The 16,466-nt window shown below is 50.3% G+C and carries 18 protein-coding genes; 11 read left to right on the forward strand and 7 right to left on the reverse strand.

Annotated elements, in window-relative coordinates; all coding sequences use genetic code 11:
• Positions 1-8 precede the first annotated feature (8 nt).
• Entirely contained in the window at positions 9-1,397 is a 1,389-nt protein-coding gene (gene pntB / locus QMN38_RS03065; protein ID WP_005121173.1) for a Re/Si-specific NAD(P)(+) transhydrogenase subunit beta, read from the forward strand.
• Between the two features lie 46 nt (positions 1,398-1,443).
• Here pntB and QMN38_RS03070 read toward each other — a convergent pair whose 3' ends face one another.
• Positions 1,444-2,295 carry an aldo/keto reductase gene (locus QMN38_RS03070; RefSeq protein WP_323604452.1) on the reverse strand — a complete coding sequence of 284 codons (852 nt, stop codon included), beginning with the start codon at positions 2,293-2,295 and terminating at the stop codon, positions 1,444-1,446.
• 263 nt (positions 2,296-2,558) lie between these two features.
• On the opposite strand from QMN38_RS03070, the gene QMN38_RS03075 reads away from it, so the two are divergent.
• A complete protein-coding gene (locus tag QMN38_RS03075; protein ID WP_271440547.1) occupies positions 2,559-3,755 on the forward strand; it encodes a multidrug effflux MFS transporter in 1,197 nt (398 codons plus the stop codon).
• 31 nt (positions 3,756-3,786) lie between these two features.
• On the opposite strand, the gene QMN38_RS03080 is transcribed toward QMN38_RS03075, so the two are convergent.
• Positions 3,787-4,821: an AI-2E family transporter gene (locus tag QMN38_RS03080; RefSeq protein ID WP_323604453.1), complete on the reverse strand. Its 1,035-nt coding sequence runs from the start codon at positions 4,819-4,821 to the stop codon at positions 3,787-3,789.
• Between the two features lie 130 nt (positions 4,822-4,951).
• On the opposite strand from QMN38_RS03080, the gene QMN38_RS27175 reads away from it, so the two are divergent.
• From QMN38_RS27175 to mdtI, 3 genes are all read left to right on the forward strand, one after another.
• Positions 4,952-5,122: a protein YdgV gene (locus tag QMN38_RS27175; protein ID WP_086523670.1), complete on the forward strand. Its 171-nt coding sequence runs from the start codon at positions 4,952-4,954 to the stop codon at positions 5,120-5,122.
• 107 nt (positions 5,123-5,229) lie between these two features.
• Positions 5,230-5,595, forward strand: a complete 366-nt coding sequence (gene mdtJ, locus QMN38_RS03085) for a multidrug/spermidine efflux SMR transporter subunit MdtJ (protein WP_271450424.1) — start codon at positions 5,230-5,232, stop codon at positions 5,593-5,595.
• Positions 5,582-5,911, forward strand: a complete 330-nt coding sequence (gene mdtI / locus QMN38_RS03090) for a multidrug/spermidine efflux SMR transporter subunit MdtI (protein ID WP_040233868.1) — start codon at positions 5,582-5,584, stop codon at positions 5,909-5,911. Before mdtJ ends, mdtI begins: the two co-directional genes overlap by 14 nt.
• Positions 5,912-5,945: 34 nt before the next feature.
• Here mdtI and QMN38_RS03095 read toward each other — a convergent pair whose 3' ends face one another.
• The 3 genes from QMN38_RS03095 to asr form a co-directional block, all read right to left on the reverse strand.
• Positions 5,946-6,767: a trypsin-like serine peptidase gene (locus tag QMN38_RS03095; protein WP_271456442.1), complete on the reverse strand. Its 822-nt coding sequence runs from the start codon at positions 6,765-6,767 to the stop codon at positions 5,946-5,948.
• Between the two features lie 100 nt (positions 6,768-6,867).
• A complete protein-coding gene (gene ydgU, locus QMN38_RS27180; RefSeq protein ID WP_049259791.1) occupies positions 6,868-6,951 on the reverse strand; it encodes a small membrane protein YdgU in 84 nt (27 codons plus the stop codon).
• An 86-nt stretch (positions 6,952-7,037) separates the two neighbouring features.
• Positions 7,038-7,493 (reverse strand): acid resistance repetitive basic protein Asr, encoded by a 456-nt coding sequence (asr, locus tag QMN38_RS03100; RefSeq protein ID WP_323604454.1) that lies wholly within the window; start codon positions 7,491-7,493, stop codon positions 7,038-7,040.
• Positions 7,494-7,764: 271 nt separating this feature from the next.
• On the opposite strand from asr, the gene QMN38_RS03105 reads away from it, so the two are divergent.
• The 3 genes from QMN38_RS03105 (at position 7,765) to QMN38_RS03115 (ending at position 10,208) form a co-directional block, all read left to right on the forward strand.
• The gene (locus QMN38_RS03105) at positions 7,765-8,847 is read left to right on the forward strand and encodes a site-specific integrase (RefSeq protein WP_323604455.1); all 1,083 of its coding nucleotides are present in this window, start codon (positions 7,765-7,767) and stop codon (positions 8,845-8,847) included.
• 537 nt (positions 8,848-9,384) lie between these two features.
• On the forward strand, positions 9,385-9,951 hold the full coding sequence (locus tag QMN38_RS03110; protein ID WP_323604456.1) for a hypothetical protein: 567 nt from the start codon (positions 9,385-9,387) through the stop codon (positions 9,949-9,951).
• Positions 9,948-10,208, forward strand: coding sequence for a pyocin activator PrtN family protein (locus tag QMN38_RS03115; protein ID WP_416348247.1), 261 nt, complete (start codon positions 9,948-9,950; stop codon positions 10,206-10,208). The genes QMN38_RS03110 and QMN38_RS03115 overlap by 4 nt, the downstream gene beginning before the upstream one ends.
• 128 nt (positions 10,209-10,336) lie before the next feature.
• Here QMN38_RS03115 and QMN38_RS03120 read toward each other — a convergent pair whose 3' ends face one another.
• Positions 10,337-11,824, reverse strand: coding sequence for a carboxypeptidase M32 (locus QMN38_RS03120; protein ID WP_323604457.1), 1,488 nt, complete (start codon positions 11,822-11,824; stop codon positions 10,337-10,339).
• Positions 11,825-12,061: 237 nt separating this feature from the next.
• Here QMN38_RS03120 and QMN38_RS03125 point away from each other — a divergent pair, with 237 nt between their 5' ends.
• On the forward strand, positions 12,062-12,685 hold the full coding sequence (locus tag QMN38_RS03125; RefSeq protein WP_416348250.1) for a CPBP family intramembrane glutamic endopeptidase: 624 nt from the start codon (positions 12,062-12,064) through the stop codon (positions 12,683-12,685).
• 26 nt (positions 12,686-12,711) lie between these two features.
• Here the strand turns inward: QMN38_RS03125 and QMN38_RS03130 are convergent, their stop codons facing one another.
• Complete coding sequence (locus QMN38_RS03130) at positions 12,712-13,965, reverse strand: MFS transporter (protein WP_323604459.1); 1,254 nt, start codon at positions 13,963-13,965, stop codon at positions 12,712-12,714.
• Positions 13,966-14,123: 158 nt separating this feature from the next.
• On the opposite strand from QMN38_RS03130, the gene QMN38_RS03135 reads away from it, so the two are divergent.
• Complete coding sequence (locus QMN38_RS03135; protein WP_137381232.1) at positions 14,124-15,023, forward strand: LysR family transcriptional regulator; 900 nt, start codon at positions 14,124-14,126, stop codon at positions 15,021-15,023.
• A 128-nt stretch (positions 15,024-15,151) separates the two neighbouring features.
• A complete protein-coding gene (mlc, locus tag QMN38_RS03140) occupies positions 15,152-16,372 on the forward strand; it encodes a sugar metabolism global transcriptional regulator Mlc (RefSeq protein ID WP_271450419.1) in 1,221 nt (406 codons plus the stop codon).
• Positions 16,373-16,466 lie beyond the last annotated feature (94 nt).

The raw sequence follows: 16,466 nt of genomic DNA on the forward strand, positions 1-16,466 counted from the left end.
GGTAACATATGTCTGGAGGATTAGTTACAGCTGCATACATTGTTGCCGCAATCCTGTTTATTTTTAGTCTGGCGGGGCTTTCCAAACACGAAACGTCTCAACAGGGTAACAACTACGGCATCGCCGGGATGGCGATTGCGCTGATTGCCACGATTTTTGGCCCGGATACCGGCAACGTCGCCTGGATTCTGGTCGCAATGATCATCGGTGGTGCAATTGGTATTCGTCTGGCGAAAAGAGTCGAGATGACCGAGATGCCGGAGCTGGTGGCGATTCTGCACAGCTTCGTCGGTCTGGCAGCGGTACTGGTTGGTTTTAACAGCTATCTGTATCACGATACCGGTCTGGAACCGATCCTGGTGAACATTCACCTGACTGAAGTGTTCCTCGGTATCTTTATCGGTGCAGTAACTTTCACCGGTTCTATCGTGGCGTTTGGTAAACTGCGCGGCAAGATCTCATCTAAGCCGCTGATGCTGCCGAATCGCCATAAGTTGAACCTGGCGGCGCTGGTGGTTTCTTTCCTGCTGCTGGTCGTGTTTGTTCGTACCGAGAGCGTGGGCCTGCAGGTCCTGGCGCTGCTGGTGATGACCATTATCGCACTGGCGTTTGGCTGGCACCTGGTCGCATCCATCGGTGGGGCCGATATGCCGGTCGTCGTCTCTATGCTGAACTCCTATTCAGGATGGGCGGCGGCAGCGGCAGGCTTTATGCTGAGCAACGACCTGCTGATCGTTACGGGGGCGCTAGTCGGTTCCTCGGGTGCGATCCTGTCTTACATTATGTGTAAGGCAATGAACCGTTCTTTCATCAGCGTTATTGCAGGGGGATTTGGCACAGACGGCTCCTCAACTGGTGATACCGAAGAAGCAGGCGAACATCGCGAGATCAATGCCGAAGATACCGCTGAAATGCTGAAAAATTCGCATTCCGTGATTATCACCCCAGGCTACGGTATGGCGGTGGCGCAGGCGCAGTATCCGGTGGCGGAAATTACTGAGAAACTGCGTGCCCGTGGTATCAAAGTTCGCTTTGGTATTCACCCGGTAGCAGGGCGCTTGCCTGGTCATATGAACGTGCTGCTGGCGGAAGCCAAAGTGCCGTATGACATCGTGTTGGAAATGGATGAGATCAACGATGATTTCGCCGACACCGATACCGTGCTGGTTATTGGCGCGAATGATACGGTAAACCCGGCAGCGCAAGACGATCCGCGCAGCCCGATTGCCGGAATGCCAGTACTGGAAGTGTGGAAAGCGCAGAATGTTATCGTGTTCAAACGCTCAATGAACACCGGTTATGCAGGCGTGCAGAACCCACTGTTCTTTAAAGAAAACACCCATATGCTGTTTGGCGATGCCAAAGCCAGCGTGGATGCGATTCTAAAAGCGTTGTAATGCGTGCCTAAAAGTAAGACGGCCTCTGCGGAGGCCGTTTTTTTTGTTAAACATCCAGTTTACGCTGGGTAATCCATTCCACACGAGCCGGATCGCGATGCGAGAAAAATGCACTGATCCCGGCGTCCATAGCGGCAATTTGCGTCATTTCTTCAACCGTTAAGGTAAAATCCAGTATCTGAATATTCTCTGTCATACGCGCTTTACGCACGGTTTTCGCCAGAGAAATAATTCCGCGTTGATAAATCCAACGCAGCACCACCTGGCCGACGCTTTTCCCGTACTTCTCACCAATCGCGGCCAGTGTCGGATTTTGAAACAGGTCATTACGCCCCTCGGCGAACGGCGCCCAGGCTTGTGGTTGAATATTGCGGCTCTGCATCCAGGCTACGGCATGCGGTTGCTGGTGGAAGGGATTCACCTCTATCTGATTCACCGCTGGGATGATGCGGTTGAAGGCCATCAAATCTGCCAGGCGGTCCGGGTGAAAATTGCTGACGCCAATCGCGCGAATTTTCCCTTCCTCGTAGAGTTCCTCCATAGCACGCCAGGCGCCGTGCACGTCGCCATAGGGCTGGTGGATTAAATACAGGTCAAGGTAATCAAGCTGAAGACGCTGTAACGAACGCGCAAACTGAGCTTTCGCGCCAGCGTAGCTGGTATCTTGTAACCACAGCTTGGTTGTAATGAAGAGTTCATCGCGGGGTACGCCGCTTTGTTTCAGCGCATTGCCGACCTGAGTTTCATTCAGATAGGAGGCGGCGGTATCGATCAGGCGATATCCCGTTTCGATGGCATCCCGCACGGCTTGCTCACACTCGTTTGCTTCGGTCATTTGGTATACGCCAAAACCGAGCAGAGGCATCTCAACACCGTTATTTAAGACAGTTGTATTCATGGAACGCTCCTGAACATCATTTTTTGCATTGGCAGCAGATTAGCAAAAATCTGTTCACACCATTAGTCGGTCAAATCGGCATAGACCTATGAGCTAAATTCATTTTTAGCAGGATAATATGCGAAGTTTGTCACATATGTCTGGTGCGAAAAGGGTGTTATTCATGATTGATACTCATAAACTTATGCTTCTTTCGCTATCTAATCACTGCCATTCACCCCGTATATACTGCCACCTGACTTTTCCCAAGATAACAGGACGCTATGCGTACACGTGAACAGCGCTCACCGGTTGCGACGGCAAGCCACACCGGTCTCTCTTTTATTCTTATCCTCAGCGGCTTGATGGCCTTTACTTCACTTTCAACCGATATCTATCTCCCGGCAATGCCGACCATGGCAGGGGATTTAAACGGTAATGTGGAGCTTACTGTTACCGGTTTTTTGGTGGGTTTTGCTATTGCGCAGTTGATCTGGGGACCGATCAGCGATCATCTGGGCAGGCGTACGCCGCTGTTTATCGGCATGGTGCTGTTTATCATCGGTTCGGCGGGGTGTGCGTTGTCTACAGATATCACGCAAATTGTTTTCTGGCGGGTCTTTCAGGCGCTGGGGGCCTGTACTGGACCGATGCTGGCGCGTGCCATGATTCGTGATCTCTTTGCTCGAACTCGTGCGGCACAAATGTTGTCAACCCTGGTACTGGTTATGGCGATTGCCCCCATCGCAGGGCCATTGATTGGCGGGCAAATTATTCGACTGAGCACCTGGCACTCTATTTTTTGGTTGCTGGTGGTCATTGGCGTGCTGATGTTTATTTCGTTGCTGTGGTTGCCGGAAACACTTCCTGAAGAAAGACGCGTAAAAGCCTCACTGGCAGGCGCATTTCGTCATTACCGCGCGCTATTAACCAATGGTCGATTTATGCGCTACACCCTGAGTCTGACCTTTTATTACGTGGGTGCGTATGCGTTTATTACCGGTTCGCCATTTGTTTACATTCGCTATTACCATGTCGACCCACAGCATTACGGCTGGTTATTTGCGTTAAATATTGTCGGCGTTATGGCGATGAGTGCGGTCAATCGCCGGCTGGTGCAACGGCATGCGTTAGAACAGTTACTGAAGTACGCGACGATGTTAGCGGCACTGGCTGCTGTTGCATTGGCACTGCTGGTTAAGCTGGAAATAGGGGGGGTTATTGCCATTATCATCACTGTGTTTCTGCTGTTTTCGATGAATGGGATCATTGCAGCAACGTCGACGGCCGCCGCGCTGGATGCGGCCCCCAATATCGCCGGTTCAGCTTCGGCGTTGATTGGTTCATTACAGTATGGCAGTGGCATCATCTCATCGTTACTGCTGGCGAGATTGAGTGACGGCACCCCCTGGACTATGGCATGGATTATTGCGCTATTCACACTGATGAGTGCTGCATTGGTATTCCGTGTCAAACAGTAGGTGAACAGCCCCGCGATAGCGGGGCATACATTTATTCTTTGTTAAGATCGCTCAGCAGGACGGCAATACTTTGACCACCATTTGTTTGCTCAAGGGCAATTTTTACGATGATGGTCAGCGGTACTGAAAGCAGCATTCCAACGGGGCCGAGCAGCCAGCCCCAAAAAATCAGCGACAGGAATACCACCAGCGTAGAAAGTCCCAACCCGCGCCCCATGATGCGGGGTTCCAGGATATTGCCGAATACCAGGTTAATCACAAGATAACCTGCCAGCACGAGCAGCGCATCGTAAAAACCACTGAATACCAGGACCTGAGCAATAGGAGGAATCGCTGCCAGCACCGAACCAATGTTAGGAATATAGTTCAGGGCAAAGGCCAGCAGTCCCCAGACAAACGCGAAGCGGACATCCAGTGCAGCAAGCATGCCCCAGGCGACCAGGCCGGTGACGATACTGATGGCGGTTTTTAGCACCAGATAGTGTGAAACACTGTCGATAGCGCGTTGGATCGCGGCCATTCCTTCAAGAGGGCGGTTCATCATTTGTTTAAGTTTGCCGGGGAGTTGTGGTACTTCCAGCAGCATAAAAACCACGGTCAGCAACAGTAGAAATATCGAGGACATCGCATTGGAGAGTTGCGTCAATAAATTGGTGACCAGCGTCATCGCAGCATTCGGATCGACATATTTCGCCAACTCGTCGACGGAAACACCGATCCCCGCACGTTGTAGCCACGGTTCGATATTTTTCAGCGGGATAACTAATGACGAACGATATTGCGGTAGTGTCCGTGCCAGCTCATTTAAGGATGTACCTAAATAAGCCAGAAGCAGCACCATTAGCATGACAATAATAACAACCAGCAATGACACGGCGAATACACGCGGTATACGGAGCCTAACCATGCGCTGTACTACGGGATTGAGCACGACGGCGATAAATAACGCCAGAATAAACGGTACAATGATATCGGCGGCAAATCGGATACCGGTTAAAATGATAACCAACATGCCGAGCATAATAACTATTTTTAGGCCGTTAAGCGTGATGATCGGTTTTGCCATGTGAATCCCTGAGTTTTTTATCAATATAATAATGTGATCTGCCTCGAGCCGTTATAACAAAAATCAAACGAGTCGGGTAAAGAAGTGAAAAGATTTTGAGTTCGCATTGAACCTATGATACAAATCACCTGTGTTTAACTACCGAGGACAATTATCATCCGCGATGATGAGAAGCAACACTGCGGATAATTGTAATATTATGGACAATACGTTCAGGATGTTTTTGCGTTTACCTACACTTCTTCGTACCTCTTCCACTTTCTTGCTTGCGGGTGAGCAACACTGGCGCAACGCGCTTTAGTCCCTTCTTCTGCCTGAGCTGGCGTTATGCGCTGAGCTATTTGATTCTATTTTTTGGTTTACTGCATGCAGTAGGCCCAAAGGACTATATTCTCAAGCAGGAGAAGCATCATGTTTTACTGGATATTATTAGGTCTGGCCATTGCGGCTGAAATAACCGGTACGCTGTCAATGAAATGGGCAAGTGTAGGCCATGGTAATGCGGGCTTTATTTTAATGCTGGTAATGATCGCTTTATCGTATATTTTTCTAAGTTTTGCCGTTAAAAAAATCGCCCTTGGTGTGGCCTATGCCTTATGGGAAGGTATCGGAATTTTATTTATTACGCTGTTTAGCGTGCTGTTATTCGACGAAACCTTGTCAACGATGAAAGTTGCTGGACTGGTCTCGCTGGTGTTAGGCATTGTGTTGATCAAATCGGGTACACGCAAGCCGGCAAAAGCGAGGAGGGAGGTGACCCATGCAGCAGTTTGAGTGGGTTCACGGCGCCTGGCTTGGAATGGCGATTGTTCTTGAAATCGTTGCTAACGTCTTCTTAAAATTTTCCGATGGTTTCCGCCGTAAGGCTTATGGCGTGTTGTCGCTGGTGGCGGTGTTAGCGGCCTTTAGTGCGCTATCCCAGGCGGTAAAAGGGATCGACCTTTCTGTCGCCTACGCGCTGTGGGGAGGATTCGGGATCGCCGCAACGTTAGCCGCAGGATGGGTGCTTTTTGGTCAGCGTCTGAATAACAAAGGCTGGATTGGCGTCGCCTTGCTTCTGGCCGGAATGATAATGATCAAACTTGCCTAATCTACGTGCTGCCCGCAAACGTGGGCAGCATGTGTTATCCCTTCGCCAGTGCTTCGAGTTTATCGCGAAAACCCGTCACGGAAATGGCGCGATTATCTGCCCGCCAGCGATCTTTTGCTGCTGGAGCGGAGCTTTGCACACCAATCAATTGCCAGCCTGAATCTGTCTTTAACATCAATGGGGAGCCGCTGTCGCCAGGGAGCGTATCGCACTGATGCGACAAGACGGTATTTTGCGCCCAGCCAGTTACCACGCAATCCTGATGCGTGTACAGGTCATCCAGGTGATCTTCTGGGTACCCCGACTGAGTCACTTTACGGTCTGCCGTTTTTAGCGCAGCGGTTAACGCGGCTTTATCACCGTCAAATAACGGTAGCGGCGTGATCCCGGAAGGGGGATAACGTAGCACCACCAGGCCAAAATCCCACGGGGCCGCAGAAGGTGGGACAATCCAGCCGTCACCATCTGCTTTTAAACGCTTGCCGAGAGAGGGATCAACCCGTCCTTCAATGCCGTGGATTTCATAGCGCCAGATACCCTTTTTCGACACAAAACGTAGCGCGACGGCTTTATCCGGCTTGCCTTTCGGTGGGGTGAGTAAGCAGTGCCCGGCAGTCAGGGCCAGGTGAGGTGAAATGAGCGTAGCCGTGCACAGGTTACCGCTGGCGGTTTCCAGTTGCCCGATAGCGTCCCACGGTGATTGCGTCGGGTCAGTCACCCTCACACGATCGTCATGACCAAAAAACAGCGTTTTTATGTTATCGGCTTCAGCAACGGTCGTTGCAGGCTGCTCCGCATGTGCAACGACAGGAAATAGACAAATTGAACCCAGTAATACCGCAATGGTTTTATGCATATCACACTCTGGTGGGGAATTATGATTATTAACAGCAAACCCTCAGTTAATACTATAGACGGGACGGCGGGAAAGTGGGAGTAAAATCAGATAACTACACTCAGGAAAGATAAAAATGCATGGCGATAAGAGCGCAAATTATCAGGGTAATAAGAATGAACTCAAAGCGGTAATGTGACACCATTTTACCCTCCGAAAGGCGGCGCTAAATCAGAATGATTTAGCGCCGTATGCTATGGCATGGGGGACGCCATGGTTACTACAGATGTTTTATGCAGCCGGTTGAGCAGCTGGTTTAGCGGTTTCGTGTTTTACTGCTTTTTTGGTGTGTTTTTTAGCGGCCTGAGCTTTCTGCTCTGCGGCTGGTTTGGTTGCAGCTGGTTTAGTTGCTGCTTTTTTGGTGTGTTTTTTGGCAGCCTGAGCTTTCTGCTCTGCAGCTGGCTTGGTTGCTGCTTTTTTGGTGTGTTTCTTCGCAGCCTGAGCTTTCTGCTCTGGCGCTTTTTGTTCTACAGCCGGTTTAGCTGCGGATTTTTTAGCGTGCTTTTTGGCAGCCTGTGCTTTCTGCGGCGCTGCTTTGTGTTGTTTTTTATGATGAGTGGTTTTTGCCGGTGCGGCTTTCGTGGTCGCAGCAGCAGTCGGAGCGGTAGTAGCAGTTGTTTCAGCAGCAAATGCAGCAGAAGACAGACCCATAGCAGCGGCAACAACCAGAGCTAATACTTTTTTCATTCTCATACCCTCGATTTGGTTTTTCATTCAACCCCACTGCGGGGCCGTTGAAATAACTATATCGCTGTAATCTCTGGGCTTCCGTGAGTCATTGGTTTCGGCGTGTAACCGTTTGTACACTTCCTGCCTAAATAAAATATCCCTTCAAAATCAGACGCATGCGAAAGCACTCTAAGACCTTGTCAGGGGAATTGCCCGCTATTATTGTATATTTATTGATATTTATCGCGGGGTAGTACCCCCAGCAGCACCCCCAGGGGAGGCATTTACGATGGCGTTTTACACTATTGAAAAGAGGATTACTACCAAGGGCGATATACGCTACCGCGTAACGGTGGGAGTAAAGGAGGGCGGAAAGTACATCCACCGGGAAAACAAAACATTCCCAAGAAAGCCCTTGGCGGTCACGTGGGGTGCACAGCGTGTCACAGAGATAGAAACAGTGGGGTTAGTAAAGAAAACGCCGGGAGTCAATTTGCGGGGGCTTATCTTGCGATACTTAAGCGATAGAACCATAACCAACGGCGTGAGCAAGAAAAGCTCGCTAAACACTATAATGAATTCATCGTTAGGCGATCTGCTATTGGGTGACCTGACCATGAATAGATACATTGAATACGCCAGGGTGAGACGGCAGACGGTCAAGCCGTCAACGCTTGGGACTGAGCTTTCTTACTTAAAAACGGTCTTAGATGTGGTCTTACCTTTCTATGATATCCAGACGCTACCAGCGGAACTGAGCGCCGCAAAAATCTACCTGACACGTAAAAACATTATTACGCCATCAGACAAAAGAACGCGCAGACCAACAAGGGAAGAATTTAATTTACTTTATCAGGAGCTAACGAGGGCGTTTAATGGTTCGCGCCTGAAAATTAGATATCACGATGTTTTTGAATTCGCCGTTTATTCGTGCATGAGGCGCGGTGAAATATGTCGCATAACATGGGGTGATGTTGATTTTAACAGCCGTTCTGTAATTGTTCGTGACCGTAAAGATCCAAGAAAAAAGCTTGGTAATCATATGGTTGTTCCGCTTCTTGGGAGGGCTTGGGATTTGCTGGAGGCTCAGCCAAAAATAAGTAATTATATTTTCCCTTACAAGCCATGCACTATTAGCGAAGCCTTCAGAAGGGCACGTGATAAATTAAAAATATCGGATATAAGGCTTCATGATATGCGGCGCGAGGCGGCGAGCCGCTTATTTGAACATGGTTTTTCAGTTGAGGAGGTAGCTCAAGTCACGGGGCATAAAAACCTAAAAACACTCTGGACCGTTTATCGAGAGATTTACCCCGAATCGTTACATGACCGTTTCAACGAACTACAGGCACGCAGTAAAAATAACTCATAAAAGAGCCGAAAATGTGCTTCCCTAAAAAGGAGCCGGGGTTTCGGCTTGCTGTCTCGGTAACTATTCCGGGATAGAGCGTGGTCATATTCGTTGAGGCGAAATGCTTGGTGCTTGAGGCCACGTAAGGGAAAAATCCGACAAGCCCCCCAAAAGTATCGCCGAGGATTTGCGCAAGAGTTCCGGGAATGCTGCTCAACGTTGATGAGTGACAGTGAGCTGAGAGTTAGCGCCACGTAGAGCGGTAATCACTTCAACGATGCAACCCGGATGGTGAGAGCGTTAGGCGGCCTGAAAAGTTAGCAGGTTAGGGTATCTCACAGGGAGAACGAAAGGCTAAACCGGGTCTCCCCGCGAGTGAAGGGCATCAGCGAGAGCTGGTGTCTTTTTGCTCCCGTACAGAACAACCCACTATTGGTGTGTGTGTGATCACCAAGAGTCACTTGCGTGAAGGGGGTGCGGGGGAGGAGTAATATTTTTTTGGCAGGAATAATTTCTGCCACCACATCGGCCATGGAGCCACATCAGCGAGATATGCTGATGAGTACCAAATCATCACGACATCGTAGCAAGGCTCGGGATAACCCCACGACAGAGTTACAGGAACGCCGCAGGGCTCAAGATGGTTTTATGATGCCGGACCGCATCAAAAATGTTGACCTGCGCTCACCGCTCGAAGTGGAGGACATGTACAGGGACAGGATGAGGGCTATTTGCAGGGCGGGAGGCGCAAATTTCCAACGCGTGCTGGAACTTGAAAGCGTACTCGAAGTGGCAAATGCCGAGCTACAGGAACGCCGCGAGGCTGGTAGTGCTGAGCCAGTAATGTACGCATTAACATGGGCTGATGGTGAGGTGTTTTGCACGTACGCACAGCGAAGCTACGCGGAAGTTCATCGCGATTTAATAATAAGTGAAGATGAAGATTACGCCGCGAGTTTGAGTCTTGTACCACTGTACGCCACACCGCGGCCAGCACCAGACAGCGAAGCGCAAGCCACGCTAAAGAGGCTTGCTGTGATTCTTCACGGCTTGGAGGTTGATTTAGGCATGCTAACGATAACTGCTCAATCGCTGATGGATAGATGCAAGCAAAGGTCGTCATGATGAACACGTTGTATTTCCTGATGGCTGAGTTTGAAACCGTCACCCCGGCGCTATCAGATATATGTGAAAAGTACCTGGGAATGAAGCCCAGGACAGCAGAGGATAAGGCGGCAATAGGGAAATTGCCGATACCAACATTCAGACTTGGCGATACGCAGAAGGCACCGCGCCTGGTTCACCTGGAGGATTTGGCCTTTCATATCGACAAAATGAGGCAGGACGCCAGGGATTTACACAGTAAATTTTTCCCATCATAACCCCGCATTGCGGGGTTTTTCTTTGCTGCTTAGCACCCCATACAGCACCCCTGCCGAATGTAACTCATTGAAAAACGCCGCTATGTTTTCGACGTGTAACCGTTTGTACAATGACTCACGGTATACGATTACAGATAACGGGCTTCCAGATGGGCGCGGAAATAGCGGCTGCTCAGCGGCTCTCCGGTTGCCTGAGTAATGAGCTGCTCGGTCGTGAAACGGCTGCCATGTTGCCAGATATTCTGGCGCAACCAGTCAAACAAGGCGCTAAAGTCTCCTTGCGCAATGGCGTGGTTTAAGTCTGGCAATGCACGGTTAGCCGCACTGAAAAGCTGCGCTGCATACATCGCCCCCAATGTGTACGAAGGGAAATAACCAAAACCGCCATCGGTCCAGTGGATATCCTGCATACAGCCGTTACGGTAGTTCCCGATCGTAGACAGCCCTAACCAGGCCTGCATTTTTTCATTCCACAAGGCAGGAATATCATCGACCTCAATGTCGCCGTTAATCAACGCGCGCTCGATTTCATAACGCAGGATCACGTGAGCAGGATAGCTAACCTCGTCAGCGTCAACGCGGATAAAGCCCGGTTTGACCTGCTGGTTCCAGGCGATGAAATTGCTTTCCTCAAAGGCGGGTTGATCGCCGAAATGTCGGGTTACTGCGGGAATTAACCGTTTCAGAAACGCCGGGCTGCGGCCTAATTGCATTTCAAAGAACAGGCTCTGAGATTCATGGATGGCGGTTGATCGTGCCAGGGCAATAGGTTGCCCTGACCAGTTTTGAGGTAGATTTTGCTCATAACGCGCATGACCTGTCTCATGAATGACGCCAAATAACGCGCTGAGCAGTTCGTTTTCATCATAGCGGGTGGTAATCCGAACATCTTCTGGTACGCCGCCACAGAACGGATGCGCACTGATGTCCAGGCGTCCCGCGGTAAAATCAAAACCCAACTGCGCCATGGTTTCAAGACCCAGTTCACGCTGAACTGCAGTCGGGAAGGGGCCAACCGGGGCGATAAGCGATAGTTGTGATTGTTTGGCCACCACTTTATTGAGCAATTCGGGTAGCCAGCTTTTGATGTCGGCAAAGAGAATATCCAGCCGGGCGCTGGTCATCTCTGGTTCAAAGACATCCAGCAATGCGTCGTAAGGCGAGCATCCTTTCGCTTCTGCACGCAGTCGGGCTTCTTCGCGGCTGTACTTAACCACTTCTTTCAGGTTTTCAGCAAACCCTTCCCAGTCATTGGCCGGGCGTTGGCTGCGCCAGGCATGTTCGCAACGACTGCCCGCCAGTGATTTCGCTTCTACCAGTGATTCGGGTAGCAAGGACGCTTGATGGTGTAGCCGTGACATTTCGCGCAGATTGGCCTGCTCGACATCGTTCAGGTCTTCCTGCTGTGCGGCGGCGATCCACTTTGCCACATTGGCATCGGTTAACAGTTGATGTTCAAGCACGCTCAGTTCAGCCAGCGCTTCACCCCGGGCTTTGCTACCGCCAGGCGGCATCATGGTAAACATGTCCCAACTGGCAATAGCCGAGAGGTGGGAAAAGCGAGAGAGGCGCTGGAACGTGCGGGTGAGTTGATGGTAATTATCACTGTGACTCATTTTTTGTTCTCGTTCTGTTGGACCAGATTTCAGAGTCTAACGCGATTTCGCAAATTAACCCATTCATCGTAGGTGATGGGAATTTTGGTAGCTTGTAAATGATAATGATACTTTTTATCATAATTGTGCATTGTTCAGATAACGAGAACATTTCATTTTATCTAAGGAGCAGGTGTGCAACAGGAAGTCAGTAACGAATATATCGCAAGGACAAAAGCGGTGGCTGGTTGTTTCTCTATGTTTTTGTTGATGTTCGGCCTCACATTTTCCCCATTATTTTTCCCTGCCAGTCAAGACCTGCTCGCCGAAGGGTTACTTTTTCCGCTGCTGTTTACACTGGAATTTGTCGTCCTGGTGCCGTTGTATTACGTTTTCTTTAGAAAAAGGGACGGTCTAGGGAAAGGAACATTCAACGCCCGGTGGTTTGCCATATTGTTTGTTGCGCTGCTAATTGTACAGCTAGTCCTGCCCTGGGTATTGGGGATCAGAAAGACCGAAGAGTGGGTGACAAGCCAGGTCTCACTGAACAGCTACGCGTTTTTGTTATCCAGCGTAACGCTGATATTTATCGCACCCGTGTATGAAGAAATCATCTTCAGGGGCTGCCTGTTCAATGCTTTTCAGTACTGGTTCAATAATAAAACAGCATTGTCGTCAGTGGTGGTGTCGGCTATTTTCGCCGTGATGCATACACAGTATGTGGATCTGAGAACGTTATTGATGTTGTTTATCGTGTCTCAGGTTTTGATCCTGGCGAGGCTGAAAAGTAACGGTTTACTGATGCCGATTATGCTACATATTTTGATGAACGGTACGGTAATTGCTCTGCAAATTAGCGCCCAGACGTTTATGTTATCGTGAGATGCCCGGTTTTCGGGCATCATTGATTATGCGTGCAGACGGTGGTGCAAACGGGCACCAACCAATAGCGCCAGCACCAGCATCAGTGCGATAAACCCGCCCACGCCGTTCCAGCCATAGCTATGCCAGAAAATACCCCCCAGTGTCCCGGCAATGCTTGAGCCCAGGTAATAGCTGAACAGATACAGTGAAGAGGCCTGACCTTTAGCGCGTTTGGCTCGCGGCCCGATCCAACTACTGGCCACGGAATGCGCCGCAAAAAAGCCGGCTGAAAAAAGCAACATACCGGCAAAAATCAGCCATAACGAGGTAAACAGGGTCATTATTAACCCGAACAACATCACGCCTGTCGAGAACAACATTACCGGGCCTCGTCCATAACGGGTAGTCATGGAACCGGCTTTGGGTGAGCTCCAGGTGCCGGTAAGATAAGCCACGGACAACAAACCGACGACAGCCTGGCTGAGTTCCCACGGAGACAGCATCAGACGGTAGCCGATGTAGTTAAACAGTGTGACAAACGATCCCATCAGCAAGAACCCTTCTGCGAACAGCAACGGAAGTCCTCTGTCACGCCAGTGCAAACGGAAGTTGATAAATAACGTTTTAGGCCGTAACGATGTCGGTCTGAAGTGCCGTGATTCCGGTAAGATCTTCCAGAACATGAGCGCGGAGGCGAGGGCAAAGCAGCCAATGGCCGCCAGCGCGATTCGCCAGTTAAAAAAGTCAGTAAATACGCCGCTAATCAAACGACCACTCATACCACCAATCGAGTTTCCGCTGATGTATAAGCCCATTGAAAATGCGACAAAACTCGGGTGAATTTCCTCACTTAAATAGGTCATTCCCACGGCCGCCACGCCGCTCAGTGACAGTCCAATCAGCGCGCGCATGATTAAAATACCGTGCCAACTGGTCATCATTGTAGAAAGCAACGTACAGCAGGAGGCCAGCAGCAACGCGGTGACCATCACCGGTTTACGGCCTATGGCGTCGGAAAGTGGGCCGGTAAACAGTAAGCCGATTGCCAACATGGCCGTTGAGATAGAAAGTGAAATACTACTGCTAGCTGGCGATACGCCAAACTCATGCGACAGCACGGGCAGTATGGGCTGGACGCAATAGAGAAGGGCAAATGTCGCCAGTCCGGCAGAAAAAAGCGCCAGCGTGACGCGCATAAAAGGGGATGTACCGCGTTTAATAAAACCATCCGGCGCAGTGACTCTTTGTTCATCAACATCGCTCGCCGGTGCGGTATCGACAGTAGTTGTACGGCTCACTTAAAATCCTTGCTCAATCATTTGCATCTATACCCTGCGTTTTTCAAGCCACGCAATGCGACGTGAAATCCATTGGGTCTACAGGACCAGCCTTAAGAGTATGAAAATCACAATATTCTGTCTAATATATTAATAATCTCAAATAATATCTTAAAAATATGAATATTGAACTGCGTCACCTACGTTACTTTGTGGCAGTGGCGGAAGAGCTGCATTTTGGTCGTGCAGCGGCACGACTGAATATTTCGCAACCTCCGTTGAGTCAGCAGATCCAGATCCTCGAACAGCAGGTGGGTGCACGGCTACTGGCGCGGACTAACCGCAGCGTGGCGCTTACCGCTGCCGGGAAACAGTTTCTGGCGGACAGTCGGCAGATCCTGGGGCTGGTAAATGAGGCTGCCGCCCGTGCCGAACGATTACACCTGGGAGAGTCGGGGGAACTGCGCATCGGTTTTACGTCATCAGCCCCGTTTATTAAGGCAGTGTCCGATACGCTGTCTCTTTTTCGCCAATGCTATCCTGCAGTGCATATGCAAACCCGCGAAATGAATACGCGCGAGCAAATTGCCCCGCTCAACGAGGGTGCACTGGATTTGGGGCTCTTGCGCAATACGCAACTTCCGGACACATTGGCGCGGGAGGTCATTTTGCATGAACCGCTGATGGCGATGATCCCACGCGCACATCCTCTGGCGCAAAAGCCGGTGGTGACGCTGGCGGAGCTGGCAAATGAGCCGTTTGTCTTTTTTGATCCGCATGTTGGAACGGGGTTGTATGACGATATTCTCGGCCTGATGCGCCGTTACGATCTGAAACCAACCATCACCCAGGAGGTCGGTGAGGCGATGACTATCATTGGACTGGTGGCCGCAGGGTTGGGGGTTTCCATTTTGCCAGCCTCTTTTAAACGGGTGCAATTGTATGAAATGTGTTGGATCCCCATTGCGGAAGACGATGCGGTCTCCGAAATGTGGTTGGTGTGGCCGAAGCATCATGAACAAAGCCACGCAGCGCAACGTTTTCGCCAGCAGCTTTTAGCCGCGGTGCAGCGCGGTTAATTTAGTTTAAAAATGGTCGAAAATGTGCAGTAAATCACAAGGCTAAGTAAAAAGTTGACGGAAACCATTGAAGTGCTTCACCATAGCCCGCAGATTATTTCGGAGCGCGAAAATAAAGGGAGTAAGTGGTGGTTGCTGATAGTCAGCCTGGGCATATCGATCAAATTAAGCAGACCAATGCGGGCGCGGTTTATCGTCTGATTGATCAGCTGGGACCGGTATCGCGTATTGATCTCTCTCGCCTGGCACAATTGGCCCCTGCCAGTATTACCAAAATTGTCCGAGAAATGCTGGAAGCGCATTTGGTGCAGGAGCTGGAAATAAAAGAAGCCGGTAACCGTGGACGTCCGGCTGTAGGGCTGGTGGTTGAAACAGAAGCCTGGCATTACCTTTCTATTCGTATTAGTCGTGGCGAGATTTTCCTGGCGCTGCGCGATCTGAGCAGCAAACTGGTGGTCGAGGATTGTCTTGAAATGGCGCTGGTCAGCGAGACACCGTTACTGGAACGGGTTGTTGCGCAAGTCGATCAGTTTTTTATCCGTCACCAGCAAAAACTCGAGCGCTTGACCTCTATTGCGATTACCTTACCCGGCATTATTGATACAGAGAACGGTATTGTACATCGTATGCCGTTCTATGATGACGTCAAAGAGATGCCGCTGGGCGAAACGCTGGAGCGGCATACTGGCGTACCGGTGTACATTCAGCACGATATCAGCGCCTGGACCATGGCAGAAGCGCTGTTTGGTGCATCACGTGGGGCGCGTGATGTTATTCAGGTGGTCATCGATCACAATGTGGGTGCAGGGGTGATCACTGATGGTCATTTACTGCATGCAGGCAGCAGTAGCCTGGTCGAAATAGGTCATACGCAGGTGGACCCTTACGGCAAACGTTGCTACTGCGGTAACCATGGGTGCCTGGAAACGATCGCCAGCGTCGACAGCGTGCTGGAGCTGGCGCAGGTGCGACTGAAGCAGTCAATGAGCTCCTCTCTGCACGGGCAACCGTTGACGGTAGACGCACTGTGTCAGGCGGCCATGCAGGGTGATTTATTGGCGAAAGATATTATTAACGGCGTTGGAACCCATGTTGGTCGTATCCTGGCTATCATGGTGAATTTGTTCAACCCGCAAAAGATATTGATAGGATCTCCACTCAGTAAAGCCGCTGACATTTTGTTCCCGACCATTGCTGACAGCATTCGTCAACAGGCGCTTCCGGCCTACAGCCAGCACATTGTTGTCGAAAGTACGCAATTCTCTAATCAGGGAACGATGGCGGGGGCTGCCCTCGTTAAGGACGCGATGTATAACGGTTCTTTGTTGATTCGTCTATTACAGGGTTAACATTTTTTAACTGTTGTACGAAAAATTGCGCTATCTCAAGCTGGTTCTGGCCGTCATACCTTAGACTTTCTCCACTGTTTTATTTTCCTGACTT

The sequence above is a fragment of the Citrobacter sp. R-1.5.2 genome (assembly GCF_035064245.1).
Lineage (GTDB): Bacteria > Pseudomonadota > Gammaproteobacteria > Enterobacterales > Enterobacteriaceae > Citrobacter.

What these genes read in the sequence shown, in the direction of transcription:
- pntB (WP_005121173.1), top strand. Translation starts at nt 9, where the DNA reads ATGTCTGGAGGATTAGTTACAGCTGCATACATTGTTGCCGCAATCCTG.
- QMN38_RS03070 (WP_323604452.1), bottom strand. Translation starts at nt 2,295, where the DNA reads ATGAATACAACTGTCTTAAATAACGGTGTTGAGATGCCTCTGCTCGGT.
- QMN38_RS03075 (WP_271440547.1), top strand. Translation starts at nt 2,559, where the DNA reads ATGCGTACACGTGAACAGCGCTCACCGGTTGCGACGGCAAGCCACACC.
- QMN38_RS03080 (WP_323604453.1), bottom strand. Translation starts at nt 4,821, where the DNA reads ATGGCAAAACCGATCATCACGCTTAACGGCCTAAAAATAGTTATTATG.
- mdtI (WP_040233868.1), top strand. Translation starts at nt 5,582, where the DNA reads ATGCAGCAGTTTGAGTGGGTTCACGGCGCCTGGCTTGGAATGGCGATT.
- QMN38_RS03095 (WP_271456442.1), bottom strand. Translation starts at nt 6,767, where the DNA reads ATGCATAAAACCATTGCGGTATTACTGGGTTCAATTTGTCTATTTCCT.
- ydgU (WP_049259791.1), bottom strand. Translation starts at nt 6,951, where the DNA reads ATGGTGTCACATTACCGCTTTGAGTTCATTCTTATTACCCTGATAATT.
- asr (WP_323604454.1), bottom strand. Translation starts at nt 7,493, where the DNA reads ATGAAAAAAGTATTAGCTCTGGTTGTTGCCGCTGCTATGGGTCTGTCT.
- QMN38_RS03105 (WP_323604455.1), top strand. Translation starts at nt 7,765, where the DNA reads ATGGCGTTTTACACTATTGAAAAGAGGATTACTACCAAGGGCGATATA.
- QMN38_RS03110 (WP_323604456.1), top strand. Translation starts at nt 9,385, where the DNA reads ATGAGTACCAAATCATCACGACATCGTAGCAAGGCTCGGGATAACCCC.
- QMN38_RS03115 (WP_416348247.1), top strand. Translation starts at nt 9,948, where the DNA reads ATGATGAACACGTTGTATTTCCTGATGGCTGAGTTTGAAACCGTCACC.
- QMN38_RS03120 (WP_323604457.1), bottom strand. Translation starts at nt 11,824, where the DNA reads ATGAGTCACAGTGATAATTACCATCAACTCACCCGCACGTTCCAGCGC.
- QMN38_RS03125 (WP_416348250.1), top strand. Translation starts at nt 12,062, where the DNA reads ATGTTTTTGTTGATGTTCGGCCTCACATTTTCCCCATTATTTTTCCCT.
- QMN38_RS03135 (WP_137381232.1), top strand. Translation starts at nt 14,124, where the DNA reads ATGAATATTGAACTGCGTCACCTACGTTACTTTGTGGCAGTGGCGGAA.